Genomic DNA, 21,522 nt, shown 5'->3' on the forward strand with positions numbered 1-21,522 from the left:
GGACCTCTTCTGTTCGGGGGGCCGGTACGGTGCGGCGGCCGCTACTCGGAGACGGCCGCGGGCTCGGGCTTCGCCCCGTCCGCCGGCGCGGACGTGGCGGTGGGAGTCTTGACGTGGCGCAGGAGCACCGCCGCGCCGACGGCACCGAGCAGCATGACGACGCCACCGACCACGGCGCTGAGGTTCATGCCGCGGGTGAAGGCTTCCCCGGCGGACGTGACGAGGGCGTCGCCCGCCTCACCGGGCAGGTGCTTCGCCACCTCGGTCGCACCGCCGAGTGAACCCTCCGCGGCCTCGGCGGCCTCCGGCGGCAACCCCTTCGTCACATCGGCGACATCACGGGTGTAGACGGCGGCACCGATGCTGCCGAGGATCGCCACGCCCAGCGCTCCGCCGAGCTGGTTGGCGGTCTCGGGCAGCGCGGCGGCGGCGCCCACGCGGTCCTCCGGAGCCGCGGAGACGATCAGGTCGGCGGTCAGGGGGATCGCCATGCCCACACCGGCCGACAGCACGCTCGCGCCGATCACCGCCATGGCCAGGTTCGAATCGGCGTGCAGCTGCGTCATGATGGCGAATCCCGCCGACGCGACCACCATGCCGATGGCCATGATGTAGCCGGGGCGGATCTTCTTGGCCAGCCCGACGGCGACCGAGGTGGTGACCGCCACCGCCAGCGGCGCGGGCAGTGTCCACAGACCGGCTTCAAGTGGGTTGAGCCCGTAGACCAGTTGGATCCACTGCGTCGCGAACAGCAGGAACCCGATCATCGCGAACAGGGCCACCAGGTTGACGGCGATGGACGCGGTGAACCCCCGGTCCCGGAAGAGGCTCAGGTCGATCAGTGGATTGGGGGCCACACGCTGGCGCAGGACGAAGAGCACGCCGATGACGAGGCCGGCGGCGGTGACGCCCACGTACATCCAGTCGAAGCCGTCGTCGGCGAGTTCCTTGATGCCGTAGATGACGGGAAGCATGGCGGCCAGGGACAGCACGGCACCGAGGAAGTCGAAGCGGCCGGGCTTGGGGTCGCGGTGTTCCGGCAGGAGGATGGGGCCCAGCACCACGATGAGGATCGTCACCGGGATGTTGATCAGGAAGACCGAGCCCCACCAGAAGTGTTCCAGCAGCAGCCCCGACACGATCGGCCCCAGGGCGGCGCCGCCGGAGAGGCCGGCGGTCCACACGGCGATGGCGGTACGGCGCTGGCCCGGGTCCTGGAAGATGTTGCGGATCAACGAGAGCGTGGACGGCGCGAGTACGGCGCCGGACATGCCGAGGAGAGCGCGGGCGAGGATCAGCAGTTCGGGGCTGGTCGCGTAGGCGGAGGCCAGCGACGACGCGCCGAACACGACCGCGCCGATCATCAGCAGCCGCCGGCGGCCGATGTGGTCGCCGAGTGTGCCCATCGCGATGAGCAGCCCGGCGAGCATGAACGCGTAGATGTCCACGATCCACAGCTGCTCGGTGGCGCTCGGTTCCAGGGTCGCGCTCAGGAACGGCAGCGCGAAGTACAGCACCGTCATGTCCATCGACATCATGAGGACAGGGACGACGAGGACGGCGAGGCCGACCCAGTCCCTCAAGGTTGCACGTTGCGGACTCATGGCCTCGACTCTAGATCTGTATAAGAGATCCGTCTAACTCAGATTCTGTTCAAGACATCCGTTTAAGACAGATCACTGAGAGAATGGCTAGACTGTTCGACATGGGACACCGAGAGGATCTGCTGGCCGGAGCGAAGCAATGCCTCTACGAGAAGGGGTACGCGCGGACCACCGCACGCGACATCGTGGAGGCGTCCGGCACGAATCTCGCCTCGATCGGCTACCACTACGGCACCAAGGAAGCCCTCCTCAACGCCGCCATCATGGAGGCGCTGGAGGAGTGGGCCCAGGAGCTGAAGGGCGCTCTGGCCGATGTGGGAGACCTGCCCGACGATCCGATCAAGCGGTTCGAGATGGCGTGGACGCGCGTGATCGAGCTGTTCGAGCGTCATCGCCCGGTGTGGGGGGCCCAGTTCGACGCGATCTCCCAGCGCGACCATGTGCCAGAGGTCGCCGGCTTCTTCATAGAGGCACAGCAGCAGGCGCAGAACGGCCTGGTCCGGCTCCTGTGGGGCGGCGACGAACTGTCGGACCCCACCGCGACCGCGCTCGGACGCTTCTACCACGCGCTGCTCAGCGGCGTGATGATGCAGTGGGTCGTCGACCCGGAGCACGCCTCGACGGGCGAATCGCTCGCCGAGGCGCTGCGGACGGTCGCGGAGAACGCCCGCCACTTCGGGTCAGGGGCGACCGTCTGACATCGCGGCGGCCTCCCGGGCCAGCTGCGCCCGGTCGACCTTGCGGTTGGAGTTGAGCGGGAACTCCGGCACGTGCCGGAATGTCTTGGGCACCATCGGATCGGGCAGATGCGCGGCCAGTTCGCGGCGCAGCGTCGCCGCCGGGATCCGCTCACCGGTGTAGTAGAGGACCAGCTCCAGCCCGCCGTTCGGGGCCGGCCGGGTCACGGTCGCCGCGTTCTGCACGCCGGTGCACTGCCGTACGACATGGTCGACCTCGGCCAGCTCGACCCGGAAGCCCTGGATCTGCACCTGGGCGTCCATCCGGCCGAGATAGATCAGCTCGTCGTCGTCCAGCCGTCGCACCCGGTCGCCGGTCCGGTACCAGCGGCGGCCGGAGTGCTCCAGGAACCGGCCCCGGTTGTCGTCCTCGTTCAGATAACCGGGCGTCATCTGCGGCCCGGCGATGCACAGTTCGCCCTCCGCCGCCGACTCGCCGTCGTCGTCCAGCAGCAGATGGTCGTGGCCGGGGTGCACCTTGCCGATCGGGACACCGCCGTTCACGGTCTCCTTCTCGGAGGCGTCCGGCGACCAGCGGTGCCCGGTGATGGTGACCGTCAGCTCGGTCGGCCCGTACAGATTCTCGATCTTCGACTGGGGCGCGGCCACGTGCCAGGCGGCGGCGTCCTCGTGCAGCAGCGCCTCACCCGCGAAGAACGTCCAGCGCAGCGTGGGCATCGATCCGGGGGTCAGACCGCCCATCCGCCGGATGAACGTGATGCCGCTCGGGGTGGAGAACCACACGGTCATCTTCCGCTCGGCGAAGAACGCCGGCAGGTCCCGGTGGGCCGAGGGCGGGATGGGGTGCACCTGCGCCCCGTTGCCCCACGCGCAGAACATCTCGAACATGGCGCAGTCGAAGTTGAGTCCGACGTTCTGGCAGAACACGTCGTCGGGCCCGAAGTCGTAGCGCTCGTCGAGCAGTTCGAAGTAGTGGTGGTTGGCCTCGTGGGTGATCGGCACCCCCTTGGGGCGGCCCGTCGAGCCCGAGGTGAACAGGATGTACGCCACGTCGGACGGGCTGACGGCCACCGGCGTGTCCAGCGAGGGCCCCGTCGTGGTCTCGTCCAGGACGGGCAGGTCCAGCCCGGTCTCGGCGAGCGAGGCGCGGCCCACCGAATCTGCGATGACGGTGGAGACGTTGGCGGCGGTGAGCATGGAGCGGGTGCGCTCGGCGGGGAACCGCGGGTTGAGCGGTACGACCGTGGCGCCCGCGTACAGCGCGGCGATGATCCCGACGTAGGCGGTCAGGCTCTTGTCGGCCAGTACGGCGACGTTGTGCGGACCTTGCGGAGCCATGGCCCGCAGCGCCGCTGCCCGGCGCATCGCCAGTTCGTGCATCTGCTCGTACGTCAGGCTCTCGGTGGCGTCGACGCGGATCGCGGTCCGGCCGGGCGACAGTGCCAGGCCGCGCAGGAAGCGCTCGTGCAGACCGTGGCCGGGGACGGGTGTCTGATTCATTGTCCTCGCTCCGAAGAGGGAAAGGGGTGGGTAGGGGTGCCGACCGGTAGGACTCAGGGCTTAGGTTGGCGGCGACGCCGACTATTCGGTAAACGTCGGGAAAACACGGGAGCCCGTATGTGGGACGAATCTTTCGAGCAACTTCTCCGCAAACAGATTCCGCTGCTGGAACCGGATGAGGAGTTGACCGCCGATCTTAGCCTGCGCGATTTCGGTCTCGACTCCATGGGAATGGTCTCGCTGCTGTCCTCGGTGGAGGACGCATATGGCGTCCGTTTCGTGGACGATGCGCTCAACATGGATAACTTCGCGACTCCCGCGACTCTCTGGAAAACCCTGGACGCCATGCGCTGACCGGATTCTTGATTGCGCTATGCGATCGCGCTGCGACGGCGCGGTCGCATAGCTGTGTCGGGACGCACCGCCACCACCTGGAAGGCGTTGGTCATGACATCCACCCGGCCCCACAGGGCGTCCTGTCCGGTGACATGCACCCGGTCGACGCCGAGCCCCTTGATCGTGTCGACGACGGCCGGCCACCGCACGGTGCGGGTCACGGCGTTCAGCAGCAGCTCCCGCACGCCCTCCCCGGTCCGCACCAGCGACCCGTCGTGGTCGGACACGACGGGGATCCGGGGATCGGAGAAGGCGATGTCCGCGGTGATCCCGGTCGCGATCTCCTCGCGCAGCGCGTCGAACAGCGCCGAGTGCATCGGCGGCCGCATGACGTACAGCGGGAGCCCGCCCGCCGCGCGGAGCCGTCCCTGCAGCCACTCCACCACGTCCTCGCGCACCGACAGCATGTGGAAGTCGTGGTCGACCTGGCAGGCCACCTCGTTCCAGTCGCCACGTTCGGTCAGCTCCGCCTGGATCTCGGCGAGCCGGTCGGGCGCGACGCGGGCGAACGACTGGGTGACGATGTCGCGGTGCTCGCGGGCGAAGTGGTCGTCGACGCGGCGGCCCCACGCGGCGGTCATCTCCACGGCCTCGGGGAACGCCAGCGCGCCGGAGTGCACCGCGGCCGCCGTGCCGCCGAAGCTGGCACCGGCGCAGACGACCGGCTCCAGGTCGTTCTCCTTGACCGTCCACTCGGCCAGCGCCAGACACTGGACCAGGAACGCGATCCGGGCCGGCTCGGGGAACGCCCCCTGGTCGCCGCGGTCCTCGGCCTCCCGGTAACTGTCGAGAAGGGAATAGCCCAGTACCCGGTCCGTCTCGGCGACGAGCCGGCGGGCTATGGGATGGGTCGCCAGGAACCGCGCCGAGTCGGCGAGCCGGACCGGTCCGATTCCGGGAAAGATAATCGCCGACATATTCTCGCTCTCCCTATTTGTCGGGCTCATCGGATGCGTTCTGATAAGCCCGCCACTTCGATCCCACCTGTTGTACGGTCAGTGTTGTCCACCCCTACTGGTCGCATAACCCCTAATGCCCCCTAGTTCGGGGGCCGCAGGCCAGGGGTTCTTGCGAGTTGAAAAGCCCACCTGTTAGAAATGGGCGGGCATTACTCGGAAACGCTGAATCGGGAAGGGTGGCGCATGAGCCCGAATGGAGCTCGTCCGGTCCGGGCGCACGCGTCCGTGGACAACCTGCGGACTTATCTGCTGGCCGCCGCCCGGCGGGACCCCGACCGGCCCGCCGTGATCCAGGCGGCGGCGGACGGCGGTCTGGAGACCGTCACCTACGGCGAACTGGAACGGCGCGTCGACCGCCTCGTCGAGGCACTCGACGCGCTCGGCCTCGACGTGGGCGACCGCGTCATCCTGGAGTCCGACACCAACGCCGACGCCGTGGCGACGCTGCTGGCCTGCGCCACGCTGGGGCTGCCGTTCACCCCGACCAGCCCCGAAGTCCCGGACGAGCGGCTGCTGACGATCATCGACAGCGCCGAACCCGCGCTGCACATCCAGTCCGACGACGGACAGCGGACCGGCATACCCGAGACGGTCGGCACCGCCCGGTTCGGCTCCGGCGGACTCACCGTGGAACGGGCGCCCGCGCCGCGCGTCCGCCGCCGCCGGGTGGTGACGCCCATCGACACCGCGTACATCACCTTCACGTCGGGCACGACCGGCCGCCCCAAGGGCGTGGTCATGAGCCACCGAGGGGTCATCGCGTTCCTGCGCGGCGCCGAGGCGGCGCGCCTCATCACGGCCGAGGACCGGGTCGCCAACACCTCGCCGCTCCAGTTCGACTTCGCGCTGTTCGACATCGGCCTCGCCCTCGGCCACGGCGCCACGCTGGTGCCCGTGCCGCGCGCCCGGCTCAACTGGCCCCGCCGTTTCCTGTCGTACCTGCGCGACGCCGGGGTCACCCAGGTCGACGGCGTCCCCTCGGTGTGGCGCCCGGTCCTGCGCCACGAATCCGACCTGCTGGCCGAGATGGGCCAGGAGGGCATCCTCAGCCGCATCACGTTCTCCGGGGAGGACTTCCCCCTGGACGAGCTGCGCCGCCTCCAGGAGCTGCTGCCGAAGGCGCGCTTCACCAACGGTTACGGCGCCACCGAGACGATGGCCGCGTCCATCACCGAGGTGCCCAACCCGCTGCCGCCCGGCACCGAACGCCTGTCGATCGGCTACGCGGTCGCCGGCGCCGAGATGATGCTCCTCGGGTCCGACGGCGTCCCCGTCGACGAGCCCGGCACGATCGGCGAGATCTATCTGCGCAGCCCGTCGCTGTTCTCCGGCTACTGGCGCGACCCGGAGGCCACCCGCGCCGTCGTCCTCCCGGACCCGCTGCACCCCGAGTCGGGGCAGGTCGTGTTCAAGACCGGCGACCTGGCCTCCATGGGGCCCGAGGGCGAGCTGTACTTCCGCGGCCGCGTCGACTCCCAGGTGCAGATCCGCGGCAACCGCGTCGAACTCGGCGAAGTCGAGCGCAGGGTCGGCCAGTTCGCCGGCATCACCGGCGCCGTCGCGATGGTCCTGCCGCGCGAGGGCGGCGACCCGCTGCTGCACGCGTTCGTCACCCGCGCCCCCGCCGGGCCCGCGCCGGACACCAAAGAGGTCCTCGCGTTCTGTCGCGCGGCACTCCCCGCCTACATGGTCCCGCACGGTCTCAGCGTGGTGGACGAGTTCCCGGTGACCGTCAACGGCAAGGTCGACCGCGCCGCCCTGGCCGCCCACGCGGCGCCCTGACCCACGCGACCGACTCCAAGCGTCTTCTTCGTTTCCATGCCTCTTCTTCGTTGCGGAGTATGCACATGACCGAGCAGTCAAGGGCCGCGATGCTGGAACTGGTGCTGGCGCAAGCCGCAGCGGTGTTGCGGACCGCCGACCCGGACGCCTACGGGGACGGGGCCATCCATCTGGCCGCCGACCGCCCGTTCCTGGCGGGGGGCCTGGACTCGCTGGGCCTGGTCCAGTTGCAACGGCGGCTCGCCGCCGAGGTGGGGGTGGAACTGCCCGTCACCCTCGCCTTCGACCACCCGACACCGCTGGCCCTGGCCGGCCACCTCTCGGACCTGGTGCACGGCACCGGCGGACCCGAGGCGGCCGACGAGTCGGCGGCGCCCGCCGTGCCGTCGGCGTTCGGCGAGCCGATCGCGATCGTCGGCATCGGCTGCCGCTACCCCGGCGGGGTGAGTTCGCCCGAGGACCTGTGGCGGCTCGTCGCCGACGACACCCATGTGCTCACCGACTTCCCCGCCGACCGCGGCTGGGACCTCGACCGCATCTACAACCCGGACCCGTCCGTCACCGGCGCCAGCTATGTGCGGCGCGGCGGATTCCTGCCGGACGCCGCCGACTTCGACGCCGACTTCTTCCAGATCAACCCCAAGGAAGCGCTGGCCATGGACCCCCAGCAGCGGCTGCTGCTGGAGACCTCCTGGGAAGCGCTCGAACACGCGGGCATCGACCCGGGCCGGCTGCGCGGCACCTCCTCGGGCGTGTTCATCGGTGTGGAGCCGCACGAGTACGGGCCCCGGACGCACGAGGCCCCCGACGGCCTCGACGGCTACGTCCTGGGCGGCAATCTGCCCAGCGTCGTGTCCGGCCGCGTCGCCTACACCCTCGGCCTCGAAGGCCCCACGCTGACCGTCGACACCGCCTGCTCCGGCTCGCTCACGGCCCTGCACCTGGCCGTGCGCTCGCTCCAGGGCGGGGAGTGCGGGCTGGCGCTGGCCGGCGGCGTCACCGTGATCTCCAGCCCCGGCACGTTCACCACGTTCAGCCGCCAACGCGGCCTGGCCCCGGACGGACGTATCAAGGCGTTCGCCGCCGCCGCGGACGGCACCTCCTTCGCCGAGGGCGTCGGCGTGTTCGTCCTCGCCCGGCTGTCCGACGCGCTGCGCGACGGGCACCCCGTACTGGCCGTGATCCGCGGCAGCGCCATCAACCAGGACGGCGCGACCAACGGCCTCTCCGCGCCCAACGGCCTCGCGCAGCAGCGCGTCATCCGCAAGGCGCTCGCCGACGCCCGGCTGACCGCCGACGAGGTCGACGCGGTCGAGGCGCACGGCACCGGCACCACACTCGGCGACCCCATCGAGGGCCAGGCCCTGGTCGCCGCCTACGGACGTGGACGCTCACCCGAGAAGCCCCTGTGGCTGGGCTCGGTGAAGTCCAACATCGGGCACACCGGAGCGGCGGCGGGCGCCGCCGGAATCATCAAGATGGTGCAGGCGCTGCGTAACAGCACCCTGCCGCGCACCTTGCACGTGGACGAGCCCACCACGCACGTCGACTGGTCGGACGGCACCGTCCAGCTCCTCACCGAGCCCGTCCCGTGGGAGAGCACCGACACCCCGCGCCGGGCCGGCATCTCCTCGTTCGGCGCGAGCGGCACCAACGCCCACGTCATCATCGAGGAGCCCCCCGCCCCCGTCGCCGACGGAAGCGACGAGAGTGACGGAAGCGACGAACTCCCGGCCGCCGAGCGCCCCGTGCCGGTCGTCCTCTCCGCCCAGGGCGACGACGCGCTGCGCGGCCAGGCCGAACGGCTCCTGAGCGCGGTGGACTCGGCCTCGCCGCTGGACCTCGCCTACTCGGCCGCCACCACACGCGCCGCGCTGCGCGACCGCGCCACCGTCGTCGCCGCCGACCGCGACGAACTGCGCCGCGCCCTCACCGCCCTCGCCGCCGGCGAGAGCGCGCCCGGCCTGGTCACCGGTACGACGCTGGCGACCGGCCGCACCGCGTTCCTCTTCACCGGCCAGGGCAGCCAGCGTCTCGGCATGGGCCGTGAACTGGTGCGCGCCTTCCCGGTGTTCGCCCAGGCGCTCCAGGACGCCGCCGACCACCTCGACCTCCACCTCGACGAGCCCCTCGGCGAGGTGCTGTTCGCCGAACCCGGTTCGCCGCAGGCCGAACTGCTCCAGCAGACCCGCTACGCGCAGGCCGCCCTCTTCGCCGTCGAGACCGCGATGTTCCGGCTGCTGGAGTCCTGGGGTGTCACCCCCGGACTCCTCACCGGACACTCCATCGGCGAGATCGCCGCCGCACACGTCTCCGGCGTCATGAACCTCGCCGACGCGGCGCTGCTCGTCGGCGCGCGCGGCACCCTGATGCAGGAGCTTCCCGTCGGCGGCGCCATGGTCGCCGTCCAGGCGGCGGAGGCCGAAGTCACCCCGTATCTCACCGAGAAGGTCGGCATCGCCGCCGTCAACGGCCCGGACGCGGTCGTGCTGTCCGGTGAGACCGACGCCGTACTCGCCGTCGCCGCCCGCTTCGCCGAAGAGGGCCGCAAGACACGGCGGTTGCGCGTCTCGCACGCGTTCCACTCGCCGCTGATGGAACCCATGCTCGACGACTTCCGCCGCGTCGCCGAGACCCTGACCTACCAGCCGCCGCGTATCCCCGTGGTGTCCAATCTGACCGGTGAGCCCGTCGCCGCGTTCGACGCCGACTACTGGGTACGCCATGTGCGCGAGCCGGTCCGGTTCGCCGACGCCATGAGCTGGCTCGAATCCCAGGGCGTCACCACGTATCTGGAACTGGGCCCCGACGCCGTCCTGTCGGCGATGGGCCGTGACTGCCTGACCGACGGCGGCGCCGACGCCGCGTTCGCCGCGCTGCTGCGCGACGGCCACGACGAGGAGCGCCAGACCCTCGGCGCGCTCGGCCTGGCACACGCCCACGGTGTCGCGGTCGACTGGGACCGCTTCTTCGCCGGCCGCGGCGCCCGCCGCACCGCGCTGCCCACCTACTCCTTCCAGCGCAAGCGCTACTGGCTGGACGCCGGAAGCAGCCACCCGGGCACGATCGGGCACCCGATGCTCGACAGCGCCGTCAGCCTCGCGGGCGCCGACGGAGTGATCCTGACGGGCCGGCTCTCCACCCGGTCACTGCCCTGGCTGGCCGACCATGTCATCGCGGGTGTCGTCCTCGTACCCGGTACCGCCCTGGTCGAACTGGCCGTACGCGCCGGCGACGAGGCGGGCTGCGCCGCCGTGGAGGAACTCACCCTGGAGACGCCGCTGGCGGTGACCACCGACGCCGGGGTCGAGGTCCAGGTCGTCGTCGGCGCGCTCGACACGTCCGGCCGCCGCTCGGTCGAGATCTACTCCCGCCCCGCGCGGAGCGAGGAGAACTGGACCCGCCACGCCAGCGGAATACTCGCCGAACACGGCGAGGGCGCGACGGCCGACCCGGCCGTGTTCGCCCAGTGGCCGCCGGCCGACGCCGAGCCGATCGACGTCGACGGCCTCTACGAGCGCCAGGCCGCGCAGGGGTACGGCTACGGGCCCGCGTTCCGACGCGTGCGCGCCGCCTGGCGCCGCGGGGACGACGTGTTCGCCGAGGTCGCCCTCGACGAGGCCGGTGGCGACCGGTTCGGACTGCACCCCGCGCTGCTGGACTCCTCACTGCACGCCGCCGAAGGCCCGGAGGACGACGGCCAGGTACGGCTGCCGTTCGCCTGGCGCGGTGTCGAACTCCACGCCACCGGCGCCACCGCCGTACGCGTCCATGTCGTCCAGACCGCCCCGGACGAGGTCACGGTCGAACTGGCCGACGCGAACGGGGCACCCGTCGCCACCGTCCGCTCGCTCGTCCAGCGGCCCGTGCCGGTGAACGGCGTACGGCCGACCGCCTCGGGCGGCGGCTCACTGCTGCGCGTCGAATGGACCGCCGTCCAGGCCCCGTCCGAGCCGGACGCCGCCTCGCACGAGTTCCAACTGGCGTACGTCCCCGAGACGTTCCCCGGCGAACCCGCGGACGCCGCCCGCGCGGCGACACTGCACGCCCTCACCCTCATCCAGGACGCGCTGCGCGACGACACCCGCCTCGCGATCGTCACCCGCGGCGGCCCGTACGACTTCACCCTCGCGTCCCTGTGGGCGCTCGTGCGCTCCGCCCAGGCCGAGAACCCCGGCCGCTTCGTCCTCGTCGGCACCGACCACGACGTGCCCGAGCACGAACTGCGCGCCGCCCTGGCCACCGGCGAAGCCCAACTCGCCCTGCGCGACGGCAAGGTACTCGTGCCCCGCCTGGCCAGGACGCCCGTACCCGAGGACCCGCGCCCCGTCGCGTGGCACCCGGACGGCACCGTGCTGATCACCGGCGGCACCGGCGGTCTGGGCGGCGTGGTCGCCCGCCACCTCGTACGACAGCACGGTGTGAAGCACCTCCTGCTCACCGGACGCCGCGGCCCCGACAGCCCCGGCGCGAGCGAACTCGTCGCCGAACTCGCCGAGTTGGGCGCCCACGCCACGGTGGCCGCCTGCGACGTCGCCGACCGCGCCGCCCTGGCCGCGCTGCTGGCGACGATCCCCGGCGAGCACCCGCTGACCGGTGTCGTCCACAGCGCCGGAGTCGTCGACGACGGGCTGGCCGGATCGCTCACGACCGAACAGGTCGACACCGTCTTCCACGGCAAGGCCGACGGCGCCTGGCATCTGCACGAGCTGACCCGTGACCTGCCGCTCGCCGCCTTCGTCCTCTTCTCCTCCGCGGCCGGGACCATGGAGGCCGCCGGACAGGGCAACTACGCCGCCGCCAACGCCTTCCTGGACGCGCTCGCCGCGCACCGGGCCACCCAGGGCCTCCCCGCGACGTCCCTCGCGTGGAACCTGTGGGCGGGCGACGCGGGAATGGGCGCCCGACTGGACGAGGTCACCCTCCGCCGCGCCGAGCGCTCCGGACTCCCCGCCCTGGACGCCGAGGAGAACCTCGCCCTCCTGGACCAGGCCCTCGTCACCGGCGCGCCCGCCCTGGTCCCGCTGCGCATCGACGCCCCCGCGCTGCGGGCCCGTTCCGAGGGCATACCGCCGATGCTGCGGGGACTGGTCCGCCCGCCCGCCCGGCGGAACACCGCCGCGGCGGCCGCGAGCGGCCCCGGCGGCGCACTGGCCGACCGGCTCGCCGGAAAGCCGGACGCCGAACGCGAACGGATCGTCCTCGACCTGGTCCGGACCCAGATCGCCGCCGTACTCGGACACGACGGCGGCACCGCGATCGACCCCCGCCGCGCCTTCACCGAGCTGGGCTTCGACTCCCTGGCCGCCATCGAACTGCGCAACGCGCTCGGTTCGGCCACCGGACTGCGGCTCACCTCCACGCTGATCTTCGACCACCCGACGCCGCGCGCCCTGGTCGACCACGTCCTCGAAACCGTACGCGGGGCCGCACCCGTCGTCGCCGCGCCCCGCCCCACCGTGCGGGCCGCGACGGACGAGCCCATCGCGATCGTGGCGATGGGCTGCCGCTACCCGGGCGGCGTGACCTCCGCCGAGGAACTGTGGCGGCTGGTCGCCGGCGGCACCGACGCCATCACCGAGTTCCCCGACGACCGGGACTGGCACACCGACGACATCTACGACCCCGAGCCCGGCAAGCACGGCACCACGTACACCCGCGAGGGCGGCTTCCTGCACGAGGCCGCCGAGTTCGACCCCGCCTTCTTCGGTATCAGCCCGAAGGAGGCCCAGGCGATGGACCCCCAGCACCGCATGCTCCTGGAGGTCGCCTGGGAGGCCCTCGAACAGGGCGGTATCGATCCGCACTCCCTGCACGGCACCGCCGCCGGGGTGTTCGCCGGAGTCATGAACCACGACTGGACGACCCGCTCCGGCGCCGTCCCCGAGGACCTCGCGGGCTTCACCGCGGGCGGCGGCCTCGGCAGCATCGCCTCCGGACGCATCGCCTACACCCTCGGTCTCCAGGGCCCCGCCGTCACCATCGACACCGCCTGCTCCTCCTCCCTGGTCGCCATGCACTGGGCCATGCAGTCGCTGCGACAGGGCGAGTGCACACTCGCCCTGGCCGGCGGCGTCACCGTGATGGCCACCCCCGAGACGTTCGTCGGGATGAGCCTGCAGAGCGGCCTCGCCCCCGACGGCCGCTGCAAGGCGTACGGCGCCGGCGCCGACGGCACCGGCTGGGGCGAGGGCGCCGGACTGCTGGTGCTCGAACGCCTGTCGGACGCCCGGCGCAACGGCCACCCCGTGGTCGCGGTCATCCGCGGATCGGCGATCAACCAGGACGGCGCGTCCAACGGCATCGCCGCGCCCAACGGCCCCGCCCAGCAGCGGGTGATCCGGCAGGCCGTGGCCTCCGCCGGCCTGACCCTCGCCGACATCGACGTCGTCGAGGGCCACGGCACCGGCACCACCCTCGGCGACCCCATCGAGGCGCAGGCGCTGATGGCCACGTACGGCCAGGAGCGACGGGACGACCCGCTGTGGCTCGGCTCGGTCAAGTCCAACCTCGGACACACCCAGGCCGCCGCCGGTGTCGCCGGCGTCATCAAGATGGTGATGGCGATGCGGCACGGCGTACTGCCCCGCACCCTGCACGCCGACACCCCCTCGCCGCACATCGACTGGACCGAGGGCGCCGTCGAAGTACTCACCGAACCCCGGGACTGGTCCACGAGCGGCCGCCCGCGCCGCGCCGCCGTCTCCTCGTTCGGCGTCAGCGGCACCAACGCCCACGTGATCATCGAGCAGGCACCGCCGGCCGGACCGGGCGAACCACGCGGCGTACGGCCCCCCGTCGTCCCGCTGACCGTGTCCGGATCGACCCCCGAGGCACTGCGCGCCCAGGCCGCCCGGATCGCCGCCCACCTCCGCGAGAACCCCGGCGTGGACGAACTGGACACCGCCGCCTCGCTCGCCCGGGGCCGCGCCGCCCTGGAACACCGGGCCGTGATCGTGGACGCCGACCGCGACGGCCTGCTCGCCGGGCTCGACGCCCTGGCCGCCGGCAACTCGTCCCCGGCCGTCGTCCAAGGACTGCAGCGCGGCGACTCACGCGCCGTACTGGTCTTCCCCGGCCAGGGCTCCCAGTGGCAGGGCATGGGCGTCGAACTGCTGGAGCACTCACCGGCGTTCGCGACACGCCTGGGCGAATGCGCCAAGGCACTCGAACCGTACGTCGACTGGAATCTGCTCGACGTGGTCCACGGCGCGCCCGGCGCACCGGCCCTGGACGCCGTCGACGTCGTCCAGCCCACACTGTGGGCGCTGATGGTGTCGCTGGCCGAAGCCTGGCGCGCGGCCGGCGTCGAACCGGCCGCCGTCGTCGGCCACTCCCAGGGCGAGATCGCCGCCGCCTGTGTCGCCGGCGCCCTGTCCCTGGAGGACGGCGCCCGCGTCGTCGCCCTGCGCAGCCGCGTCATCCGCCAGGACCTGGCCGGCCGGGGCGGCATGATGTCCGTCGCCCTCTCCGCCGACCGCGCGAGCGAATACCTGGCCGACTGGGACGGCCGACTGCAACTCGCCGTCGTCAACGGCCCCAGCTCCGTCGTCGTGTGCGGCGGCCCGGACGCCCTCGACGAACTGCGCGCCCGGCTGGACACCGACGAGATCCAGTCCCGCCGCATCCCGGTGGACTACGCCTCCCACTCGATGTTCGTGGAGGAGATCCGCGAGCGGCTGCTCACCGAGCTGAGCGGCCTGACACCGCGCACCTCGTCCATCCCCTTCTACTCCACCGTCACCGCCGGAACCCTGGACACCGCCGGGCTCGACGCCGAGTACTGGTACACCAACCTGCGCCGGACCGTCCGGTTCGAGGACACCACACGCGCGCTGCTCGCCGACGGCTTCGAGATCTTCATCGAGGCCAGCCCGCACCCGGGCCTGCTCACCGGTCTCGACGAGACCGCCGAGTCCGCCGGGGTGGCCGCCACACTCGTCGGCACACTGCGCCGCGACTCCGGCAGCCCGCGCCAGTTCGTCACCTCGCTCGCCGAGGCGTACGTACGCGGCGCGACCGTCGACTGGGACACCCAGTTCGTCGGAACCGGCGCCCAGCACGTCGAACTGCCCACCTACCCCTTCCAGCGCAAGCGGTACTGGCTGCACCTGACCGAGCACACCGGCGACGCCGTGGGCATCGGCCAGCTCGCCACCGACCACCCGCTGCTCGGCGCGGCCGTGCCGGTCGCCGGGGCCGGGGGAGTGCTGCTCACCGGGCGCCTGTCGCTCGCCGGCCAGCCGTGGCTCGCCGACCATGTCGTCGGCGGCAGCGTCCTGTTCCCCGGATCGGGCTTCGTGGAACTGGCCGTCCGGGCCGGCGACGAGGTCGGCCGGGGCCGCGTGGAGGAACTGACGCTGGAGGCACCGCTGGTGCTGCCCGAGCGCGGCGGCGCGGCCATCCAGGTCGTGGTCGACGCCGATCTGCGTACCGTCTCGATCCACTCGCGACCCGACAACGCCTCCGCCGACACCCTCTGGACCCGCCACGCCCAGGGCACCCTCACCGACGCCGGACCCGAACCGGCCCACGAGCCGGCGGCCTGGCCGCCGCCGGGCGCCGAGCCCGTCGACCTCACCGGCTTCTACGAGCCGGCCGCCGACGGCGGACTCGCCTACGGGCCGGTCTTCCAGGGCCTGCGCGCCGCCTGGCGCTCCGGCGACGAGGTGTACGCGGAGATCACCCTGCCCGAACAGGCCGCCGCCGACGCCCAGCGGTTCGGACTGCACCCGGCCGCACTCGACGCCGCCCTCCACGCGACCGGACTGCTCGCCACCGACGCCGCACGGGTCACCCTGCCGTTCGCCTGGACCGGGGTCGACCTGCACGCCTCGGGAGCCGCCGCGCTCCGACTGCGGATGACCGCCCTGGGCGAGGACGAGGTCGCCCTGCGCCTCACCGACACCGCGGGCCGCCCCGTCGCCTCCGTCGAGTCGCTCGTCCTGCGGCCGGTGGCCACCGGCGGGCCGACCCGGACCGGCGCGTACGACGACTCGCTGTTCGAACTGGTCTGGGCACCCGCCGCGGCCGGCGGGACCGCCCCCCGGACCGTCGTGCACCGCGCCACCGGCGGCACCACCGCCGAATCGGTCCACACCGAGACCGCCGCGACGCTCGCCGTCCTGCAGACCTGGCTGGAGGACGGCGCCCCCGACGCCGTGCTCACCGTCGTCACCCGCGGCGCCGTGTCCGTGAACGGCGAGGACGTCACCGATCTCGCCGGAGCGGCCGTCTGGGGCCTCGTCCGCAGCGCCCAGACGGAGAACCCCGGACGCGTCGTCCTGGTCGACCTGGACGCCGCCGACGACCGCGCCGACGCGGACGTCGCCGCCGACATCGAGGCGGCGGCGGCCACGGGCGAGGCACAGCTCGCCGTACGCTCCGGCACCCTCCACCGCCCACGCCTGGCCCGTGTCACCGGCGACCTGAGCGGCGCCGCCGCCACCGTCTTCGGCGACCGGCCCGGCACCGTACTGGTCACCGGCGGCACCGGCACCCTCGGCAGCCTGGTCGCCCGGCACCTGGTCACCACCCACGGCGTCACCGACCTGCTGCTCACCAGCCGACGGGGCCCCGGCGCACCCGGCGCCGCCGAACTGGACGCCGAACTCACCGCCCTCGGCGCCCGGGTCGAGGTGGTCGCCTGCGACACCGCCGACCGCGACGCCCTGGCGGCCGTACTGGCGGACCGCACCCTCGCCGGAATCGTCCACACCGCGGGCATCCTCGACGACGGCATCCTCTCCTCGCTGACACCGGAGAGAATGGCCGCGGTGCTGCGCCCCAAGGTCGACGCGGCGCTCAACCTGCACGAACTCACCGCCGGCCAGGACCTGTCGGCGTTCGTGATGTTCTCCTCCGCCGCCGGTGTGACCGGCGGCGCCGGACAGGGCAACTACGCCGCCGCCAACACCTTCCTCGACGGCCTCGCCGCCCACCGGCGCGCCAACGGGCTCCCGGCACAGTCCCTGGCCTGGGGACTGTGGGCGGAGGCCAGCGGAATGACCGGCGAACTCGACGACGCCGACGTGGCCGGCATGGTGCGCGACGGAGTCGTACCCATCGCCTCCGACGAGGGCCTCGCGATGCTGGACGCCGCCGGCGCCCTCGACCGTGCGTTCCTGGCGCCCGTCCGGCTCGACCTCACCGGGCAGAGCCGGTCCGACGTGCCGTATCTGATGCGCGATCTGGTACGCGGCCCGTCCCGCCGCGTAGTCGATCCCGCCGCACGGGCCGCCGAACCGGCCGAGAGTCTGCGCGAGCGGCTGGCCCGCCTGACGCCCGCCCGCCGCGAACAGACACTGCTCGACATCGTCCGGGCGCAGGCCGCCACCACACTCGGCTTCGGCGACGTGGACGAGGTCGACGCCGAACGGTCGTTCCGCGACATGGGATTCGACTCCCTCGCCGCCGTACGGTTCCGCAACGCCCTCGGCGAGGTCATCGGGGACCGCCTGCCCGCGACGCTCGTCTTCGACCACCCGACCTCGCTCGTCCTCACCCGGCACCTGCTCGCGGAGATGGCGATCGACGAACCGGAAAACGAACCGGAGCCGGAGCCGGCCGAAGGCGCCGAGGACCGCACCGCCGCGATCCAGAACATGAGCCTGGCCGACCTTCTCCGTACCGCGCGACGATCAGGAGACCCCACATGACCCAGCTTCTCGACGCCACCGACCGGCGCGTCTTCCCCACCGACGAGGAACTGCTGCGCCGGGTGCTCACCCCGTACCGCGCCAAGCGGTGCGAGTACCTCACCTCGGCCACCGTCACCTCGGAGGGCGACCCCCGCGAGGGCGGCCGGCTCATCGCCACCTGCACCTTCGAGATCCCCGAGTCCTGCTACATCGACGACACCGGGCACTTCAACTCGGTCGAGTTCAACATCTGCTTCAACCAGATGGCCTACTACCTGCTGGCCATGTCGGTACGGGAATCACTCGTCGAGCCGTTCTCCGGATGGACGATCGAGCAGTTCTGGACCCGGCAGCTCGCCGACGTCTTCATCACCGACTTCAAGAGCAGCTTCCGCAGCGCCATGCAGGGCCGCCGCTTCACCGGCGAGATCGAGATCATCGACATCGCCGAGTGGGACGGCAACGACCTGCGCGACGCCCTGGTGATCCTGCGGACCAAGTGCCACTACGCCGACGAGCAGGGTGGCGAGAGCCACGGCGAGATCACCGCCGCCGTCACCAACCCGCCCGTGATCTGACCCCCGCCCGGACTTCGCGAAGGAAGCGACAATGAGCAAAGCAGAACGGCCCGGGCTTCCTGACGGAGTCCGCGAGGTCGACATCGAGCACCTCTACAGCCGCTTCGCCGACCGCGGGCTCCAGTACGGGCCGGCCTTCCGCGGCCTGCGCGCGGTGTGGTCGCACGGCGAGGAGGTCTACGCCGACTCCGCGCTCGACAGCACGGCCGGCAGCGGCGACTACCTCCTGCATCCGGCCCTGCTCGACACCGCGCTGCAGGCGGGACTGGTCCCCGGCATCGACCGGGACGACCGGACGTTCCTGCCGTTCGCGCTGCGCGGGATACGGGTGCACAAGGGCGGCGCCCGCGCCGTCCGTATCCACACCGTCCCGGGCGACGAGGGCTTCTCCCTGGCGCTGACCGGCGACGACGGCGAAACGATCGCCACGATCGGCTCCGTCGTGAGCCGGCCCGTCACGGCCGACCAGCTCGACGCCGCGGCGCAGCGCACCCAACTGCTGCGCGTCGTCTGGAAGTCCGTCGTGCAGCAGTCGGACAACGCCGACCAGCAGCGCTGGGGCTTCCTCGGCACCGACCGCATCGGCCTCACCGGCGCGCTGAAGGCCACCCGCCGCTCGTTCGACTCCTACCCCTCGCTGCGCGAACTCGACGCCGTGCTCCGCGACGGCACCGCCGTGCCGGACGTGATCGTCGTCTCCTGCACGGACGAGGACTCACCGGTGCGTTCGGCCGCGCAACGCGCCCTCATGCTCGTCCAGGAGTGCCTGGAGGACCACCGCCTCGCCAAGACCCGCCTCGTGCTGGTCAGCAGCGGCGCCGTCGCCGCCCGCGCCGAGGAGGACCTGTCCGACGTGTCGGGCGCCGCCGTCTGGGGACTGCTCCGCAGCGCCCAGTCCGAACACCCCGACCGCTTCGTCCTGGTCGACGTCGACGACCCCGGGAACTCGGGCCGCTCCCTCGCCGCCGCCGTGGCCTCCGGCGAACCGCAACTCGCCGTGCGCAACGGCGCGTTGCTCCGCCCGCGCCTCGTACGCAGCCCACCGCCGCCGCGCCACAGGAGCCTCACGGGCACCGTCGTGATCACCGGCGGCACCGGAGAGCTGGGCCGGCTGCTCGCCCGGCACCTGGTCACCGGCCACGACGTCCGGCACCTCGTCCTGCTCAGCCGCCGCGGCCCCGCGTCGCCCGGCGCCGCCGAGCTGGACGCCGAACTCACCGCGCTCGGCGCCCGCGTCGACGTGGTCGCCTGCGACGTCGCCGACCGTACATCGCTGGAAGGCGCGCTGGCCGGCATCCCCGCCCCGTCCGCCGTCATCCACACCGCGGGCGTGCTCGCGGACGGCGCCATCGGCACCCTCACCCCGCGCGGACTCGACAAGGTGCTGCGCCCCAAGGTCGACGCCGCCCTCCATCTGCACGAGCTGATCCAGGACCCGGACTGCGCGTTCGTGGTGTTCTCGTCCGTCGCCGGACTCGTCGGCAACGCGGGACAGGGCAACTACGCCGCCGCCAACGCCGTCCTCGACGCGCTCGCCCACCACCGCCGTACCCGCGGACTGCAGGGCCTCTCGCTCGCCTGGGGCCTGTGGGAGAGCGAGAACGGCATGGGCTCCGAGCTGTCCGCCGCCGACCACAACCGCATCAAGCGCTCCGGCTTCGCGCCCCTCGGGCACGACCAGGGCCTGGCCCTCTTCGACGCGGCACTCGCCGGCGACGAGGCGGTCCTCTCGCCCGTCCGCCTCAACGAGGCGGGCCTCACCGGCGACATCCCGCCCGTCCTGGAGGAGCTGGCACCCACCCGCTCCGGCAAGGCCGCCGTGACCGACACCCTGGTCAGCCGGCTGGCCGAACTGCCGGAGGCCGAACGCGACGCCGCCGCCCTGGAGTTCGTCCGCGCGGTGTCCGCCTCGGTCCTCGGCTACGAGAGCGGCGACGAGATCGACCCCGAGCGCGAGTTCAGCGCCGCCGGCCTCGACTCCATCGGCAACCTCGAACTCAGCCGCCATCTGGCGGCCGCCACCAACCTGCGGCTCCCGGCGACCCTCGTCTTCGACCACCCGACCCCCGCAGGTCTGGCCTCCCATCTGCGTCGACTCCTCCAGGAGAGCAATTCATGAAAACTGTTGTCGTCGGCGGTGGTGTCATCGGCCTGGCCACCGCATGGCGGGCCGCGCGCGAAGGCGTCTCCGTCACGGTGATCGACCCCGCCCCGGGCAGCAAGGCGTCCCACGCCTCGGCGGGACTGCTCCCGGCCATCAACGAGCAGCTGTACGACCAGGAGGACCTCCTCCGCCTCTGCCTGACCTCCCGTGAGCTGTACCCGTCCTTCGTCGCGGAGCTGGAGGAGTTCGCCCCCGCCGGCTTCCGGCGCGACGGCGTACTGGACGCCGCCTTCGACGAGGAGTCCCTGCCCGTCCTCGACCGCCAGCTGGCCTTCCAGCAGTCGATCGGGGTACGCACGGAGCGGCTGACCGCCGAGGAGTGCGCCAAGCTCCAGCCCGCCTTCGCCCCCGTGGCCGGCGGCCTGCTGTCACCGGACGACGGCGCCATCGACCCGCGCGTCCTCGACGCGGCGCTGATCACGGCCGTCGAAGCCCTGGGCGGCACCGTCGTACGCAGGAGCGCCACCCGGGTCGAGGACCACACCGTCGTCCTCGACAACGGTGACAAGGTCCCCTTCGACCGGCTGGTCCTGGCCGCCGGCTGTTGGACCCACCAGATCGAGGGGCTGCCCGAGGGCGCGATCCCGGAGATCCGACCCGTCAAGGGCCAGATCCTCCGTCTGCGCTCCGACGTCCCGCTGCTCAACATCACGGCCCGCGCCATCACCAAGGGCAAGTCCCTCTATCTGGCGCCCCGTCTGGACGGTGAACTCGTCGTCGGCGCCACCTACGAGGAGCGCGGCTACGACGAGACCGTCACCGCCGAGGGCACCAGCGGCCTGCTGCGCCGCGCCGCCGAGGTCATTCCCGAGGTCGGCGCCCTGCGCTTCGCCGAGATCACCGCGGGCCTGCGTCCCGCCTCGCCCGACGACCTTCCCGTCATCGGCCCGACGACGGTTCCCGATGTCTATCTGGCCAGCGGCCACTTCCGGATGGGAGTCCAGCTGGCTCCGGTCACGGCCGTGGCCATGGCCGCCCACCTGACCGGCACCGCCCCGCCCGCCGCGACGGTGCCGTTCACCCCGCTCCGCTTCTCCTGAGGTCTCACGAGTCCCCCTCCCCGCCGGCGCTGGCGGGGAGGGGGACTTCGTGCGTTGTCCGACGGCCGTCCACGCCCTCGCAGCCGAGGGACCCCGACCGAGAGGATCCCGGCGCCGGGGGAGTGGACGGCCGTGGCCGTACCCGGCCGGGGGCCCCGAAC

At 72.3% G+C, this 21,522-nt stretch carries 9 protein-coding genes and 1 pseudogene; 7 read left to right on the forward strand and 3 right to left on the reverse strand.

The features are described from left to right. Positions 1-41: 41 nt before the first annotated feature. Complete coding sequence (locus ACFUN8_RS30375) at positions 42-1,604, reverse strand: MFS transporter (RefSeq protein ID WP_383644529.1); 1,563 nt, start codon at positions 1,602-1,604, stop codon at positions 42-44. Between the two features lie 101 nt (positions 1,605-1,705). On the opposite strand from ACFUN8_RS30375, the gene ACFUN8_RS30380 reads away from it, so the two are divergent. Continuing rightward, the gene (locus tag ACFUN8_RS30380) at positions 1,706-2,302 is read left to right on the forward strand and encodes a TetR/AcrR family transcriptional regulator (RefSeq protein ID WP_383644532.1); all 597 of its coding nucleotides are present in this window, start codon (positions 1,706-1,708) and stop codon (positions 2,300-2,302) included. On the opposite strand, the gene ACFUN8_RS30385 is transcribed toward ACFUN8_RS30380, so the two are convergent. Continuing rightward, positions 2,285-3,802, reverse strand: a complete 1,518-nt coding sequence (locus ACFUN8_RS30385; protein ID WP_383644535.1) for an amino acid adenylation domain-containing protein — start codon at positions 3,800-3,802, stop codon at positions 2,285-2,287. The two genes, ACFUN8_RS30380 and ACFUN8_RS30385, sit on opposite strands and share 18 nt — an antisense overlap. Positions 3,803-3,919: 117 nt before the next feature. Between ACFUN8_RS30385 and ACFUN8_RS30390 the strand changes: the two genes are divergently transcribed. Next, on the forward strand, positions 3,920-4,156 hold the full coding sequence (locus ACFUN8_RS30390; RefSeq protein ID WP_382572084.1) for an acyl carrier protein: 237 nt from the start codon (positions 3,920-3,922) through the stop codon (positions 4,154-4,156). 17 nt (positions 4,157-4,173) lie between these two features. Here ACFUN8_RS30390 and ACFUN8_RS30395 read toward each other — a convergent pair whose 3' ends face one another. Next, positions 4,174-5,115, reverse strand: coding sequence for an ACP S-malonyltransferase (locus ACFUN8_RS30395; RefSeq protein WP_383644539.1), 942 nt, complete (start codon positions 5,113-5,115; stop codon positions 4,174-4,176). 225 nt (positions 5,116-5,340) lie between these two features. Between ACFUN8_RS30395 and ACFUN8_RS30400 the strand changes: the two genes are divergently transcribed. From ACFUN8_RS30400 to thiO, 5 genes and pseudogenes are all read left to right on the forward strand, one after another. Then, positions 5,341-6,939 carry an AMP-binding protein gene (locus ACFUN8_RS30400; protein ID WP_383644542.1) on the forward strand — a complete coding sequence of 533 codons (1,599 nt, stop codon included), beginning with the start codon at positions 5,341-5,343 and terminating at the stop codon, positions 6,937-6,939. Between the two features lie 65 nt (positions 6,940-7,004). Next, positions 7,005-17,597, forward strand: a pseudogene (locus ACFUN8_RS30405) (SDR family NAD(P)-dependent oxidoreductase); the annotation flags it as partial. Continuing rightward, a complete protein-coding gene (locus tag ACFUN8_RS30410) occupies positions 17,594-18,157 on the forward strand; it encodes an FcoT family thioesterase (protein WP_383644546.1) in 564 nt (187 codons plus the stop codon). The pseudogene ACFUN8_RS30405 and the gene ACFUN8_RS30410, both read left to right, overlap by 4 nt. A 31-nt stretch (positions 18,158-18,188) precedes the next feature. Continuing rightward, positions 18,189-20,276, forward strand: a complete 2,088-nt coding sequence (locus tag ACFUN8_RS30415; protein WP_383644549.1) for a type I polyketide synthase — start codon at positions 18,189-18,191, stop codon at positions 20,274-20,276. Beyond that, positions 20,273-21,361 (forward strand): glycine oxidase ThiO, encoded by a 1,089-nt coding sequence (gene thiO / locus ACFUN8_RS30420; protein ID WP_383644552.1) that lies wholly within the window; start codon positions 20,273-20,275, stop codon positions 21,359-21,361. Before ACFUN8_RS30415 ends, thiO begins: the two co-directional genes overlap by 4 nt. Positions 21,362-21,522: the final 161 nt, after the last annotated feature.

It is taken from the genome of Streptomyces sp. NPDC057307 (assembly GCF_042667665.1).
In the GTDB taxonomy this organism is placed as follows: domain Bacteria; phylum Actinomycetota; class Actinomycetes; order Streptomycetales; family Streptomycetaceae; genus Streptomyces.

Coding starts and splice junctions, on each gene's coding strand:
- ACFUN8_RS30380 (WP_383644532.1), top strand. CDS start 1,706: ATGGGACACCGAGAGGATCTGCTGGCCGGAGCGAAGCAATGCCTCTAC.
- ACFUN8_RS30400 (WP_383644542.1), top strand. CDS start 5,341: ATGAGCCCGAATGGAGCTCGTCCGGTCCGGGCGCACGCGTCCGTGGAC.
- thiO (WP_383644552.1), top strand. CDS start 20,273: ATGAAAACTGTTGTCGTCGGCGGTGGTGTCATCGGCCTGGCCACCGCA.
- ACFUN8_RS30385 (WP_383644535.1), bottom strand. CDS start 3,802: ATGAATCAGACACCCGTCCCCGGCCACGGTCTGCACGAGCGCTTCCTG.
- ACFUN8_RS30390 (WP_382572084.1), top strand. CDS start 3,920: ATGTGGGACGAATCTTTCGAGCAACTTCTCCGCAAACAGATTCCGCTG.
- ACFUN8_RS30395 (WP_383644539.1), bottom strand. CDS start 5,115: ATGTCGGCGATTATCTTTCCCGGAATCGGACCGGTCCGGCTCGCCGAC.
- ACFUN8_RS30410 (WP_383644546.1), top strand. CDS start 17,594: ATGACCCAGCTTCTCGACGCCACCGACCGGCGCGTCTTCCCCACCGAC.
- ACFUN8_RS30375 (WP_383644529.1), bottom strand. CDS start 1,604: ATGAGTCCGCAACGTGCAACCTTGAGGGACTGGGTCGGCCTCGCCGTC.
- ACFUN8_RS30415 (WP_383644549.1), top strand. CDS start 18,189: ATGAGCAAAGCAGAACGGCCCGGGCTTCCTGACGGAGTCCGCGAGGTC.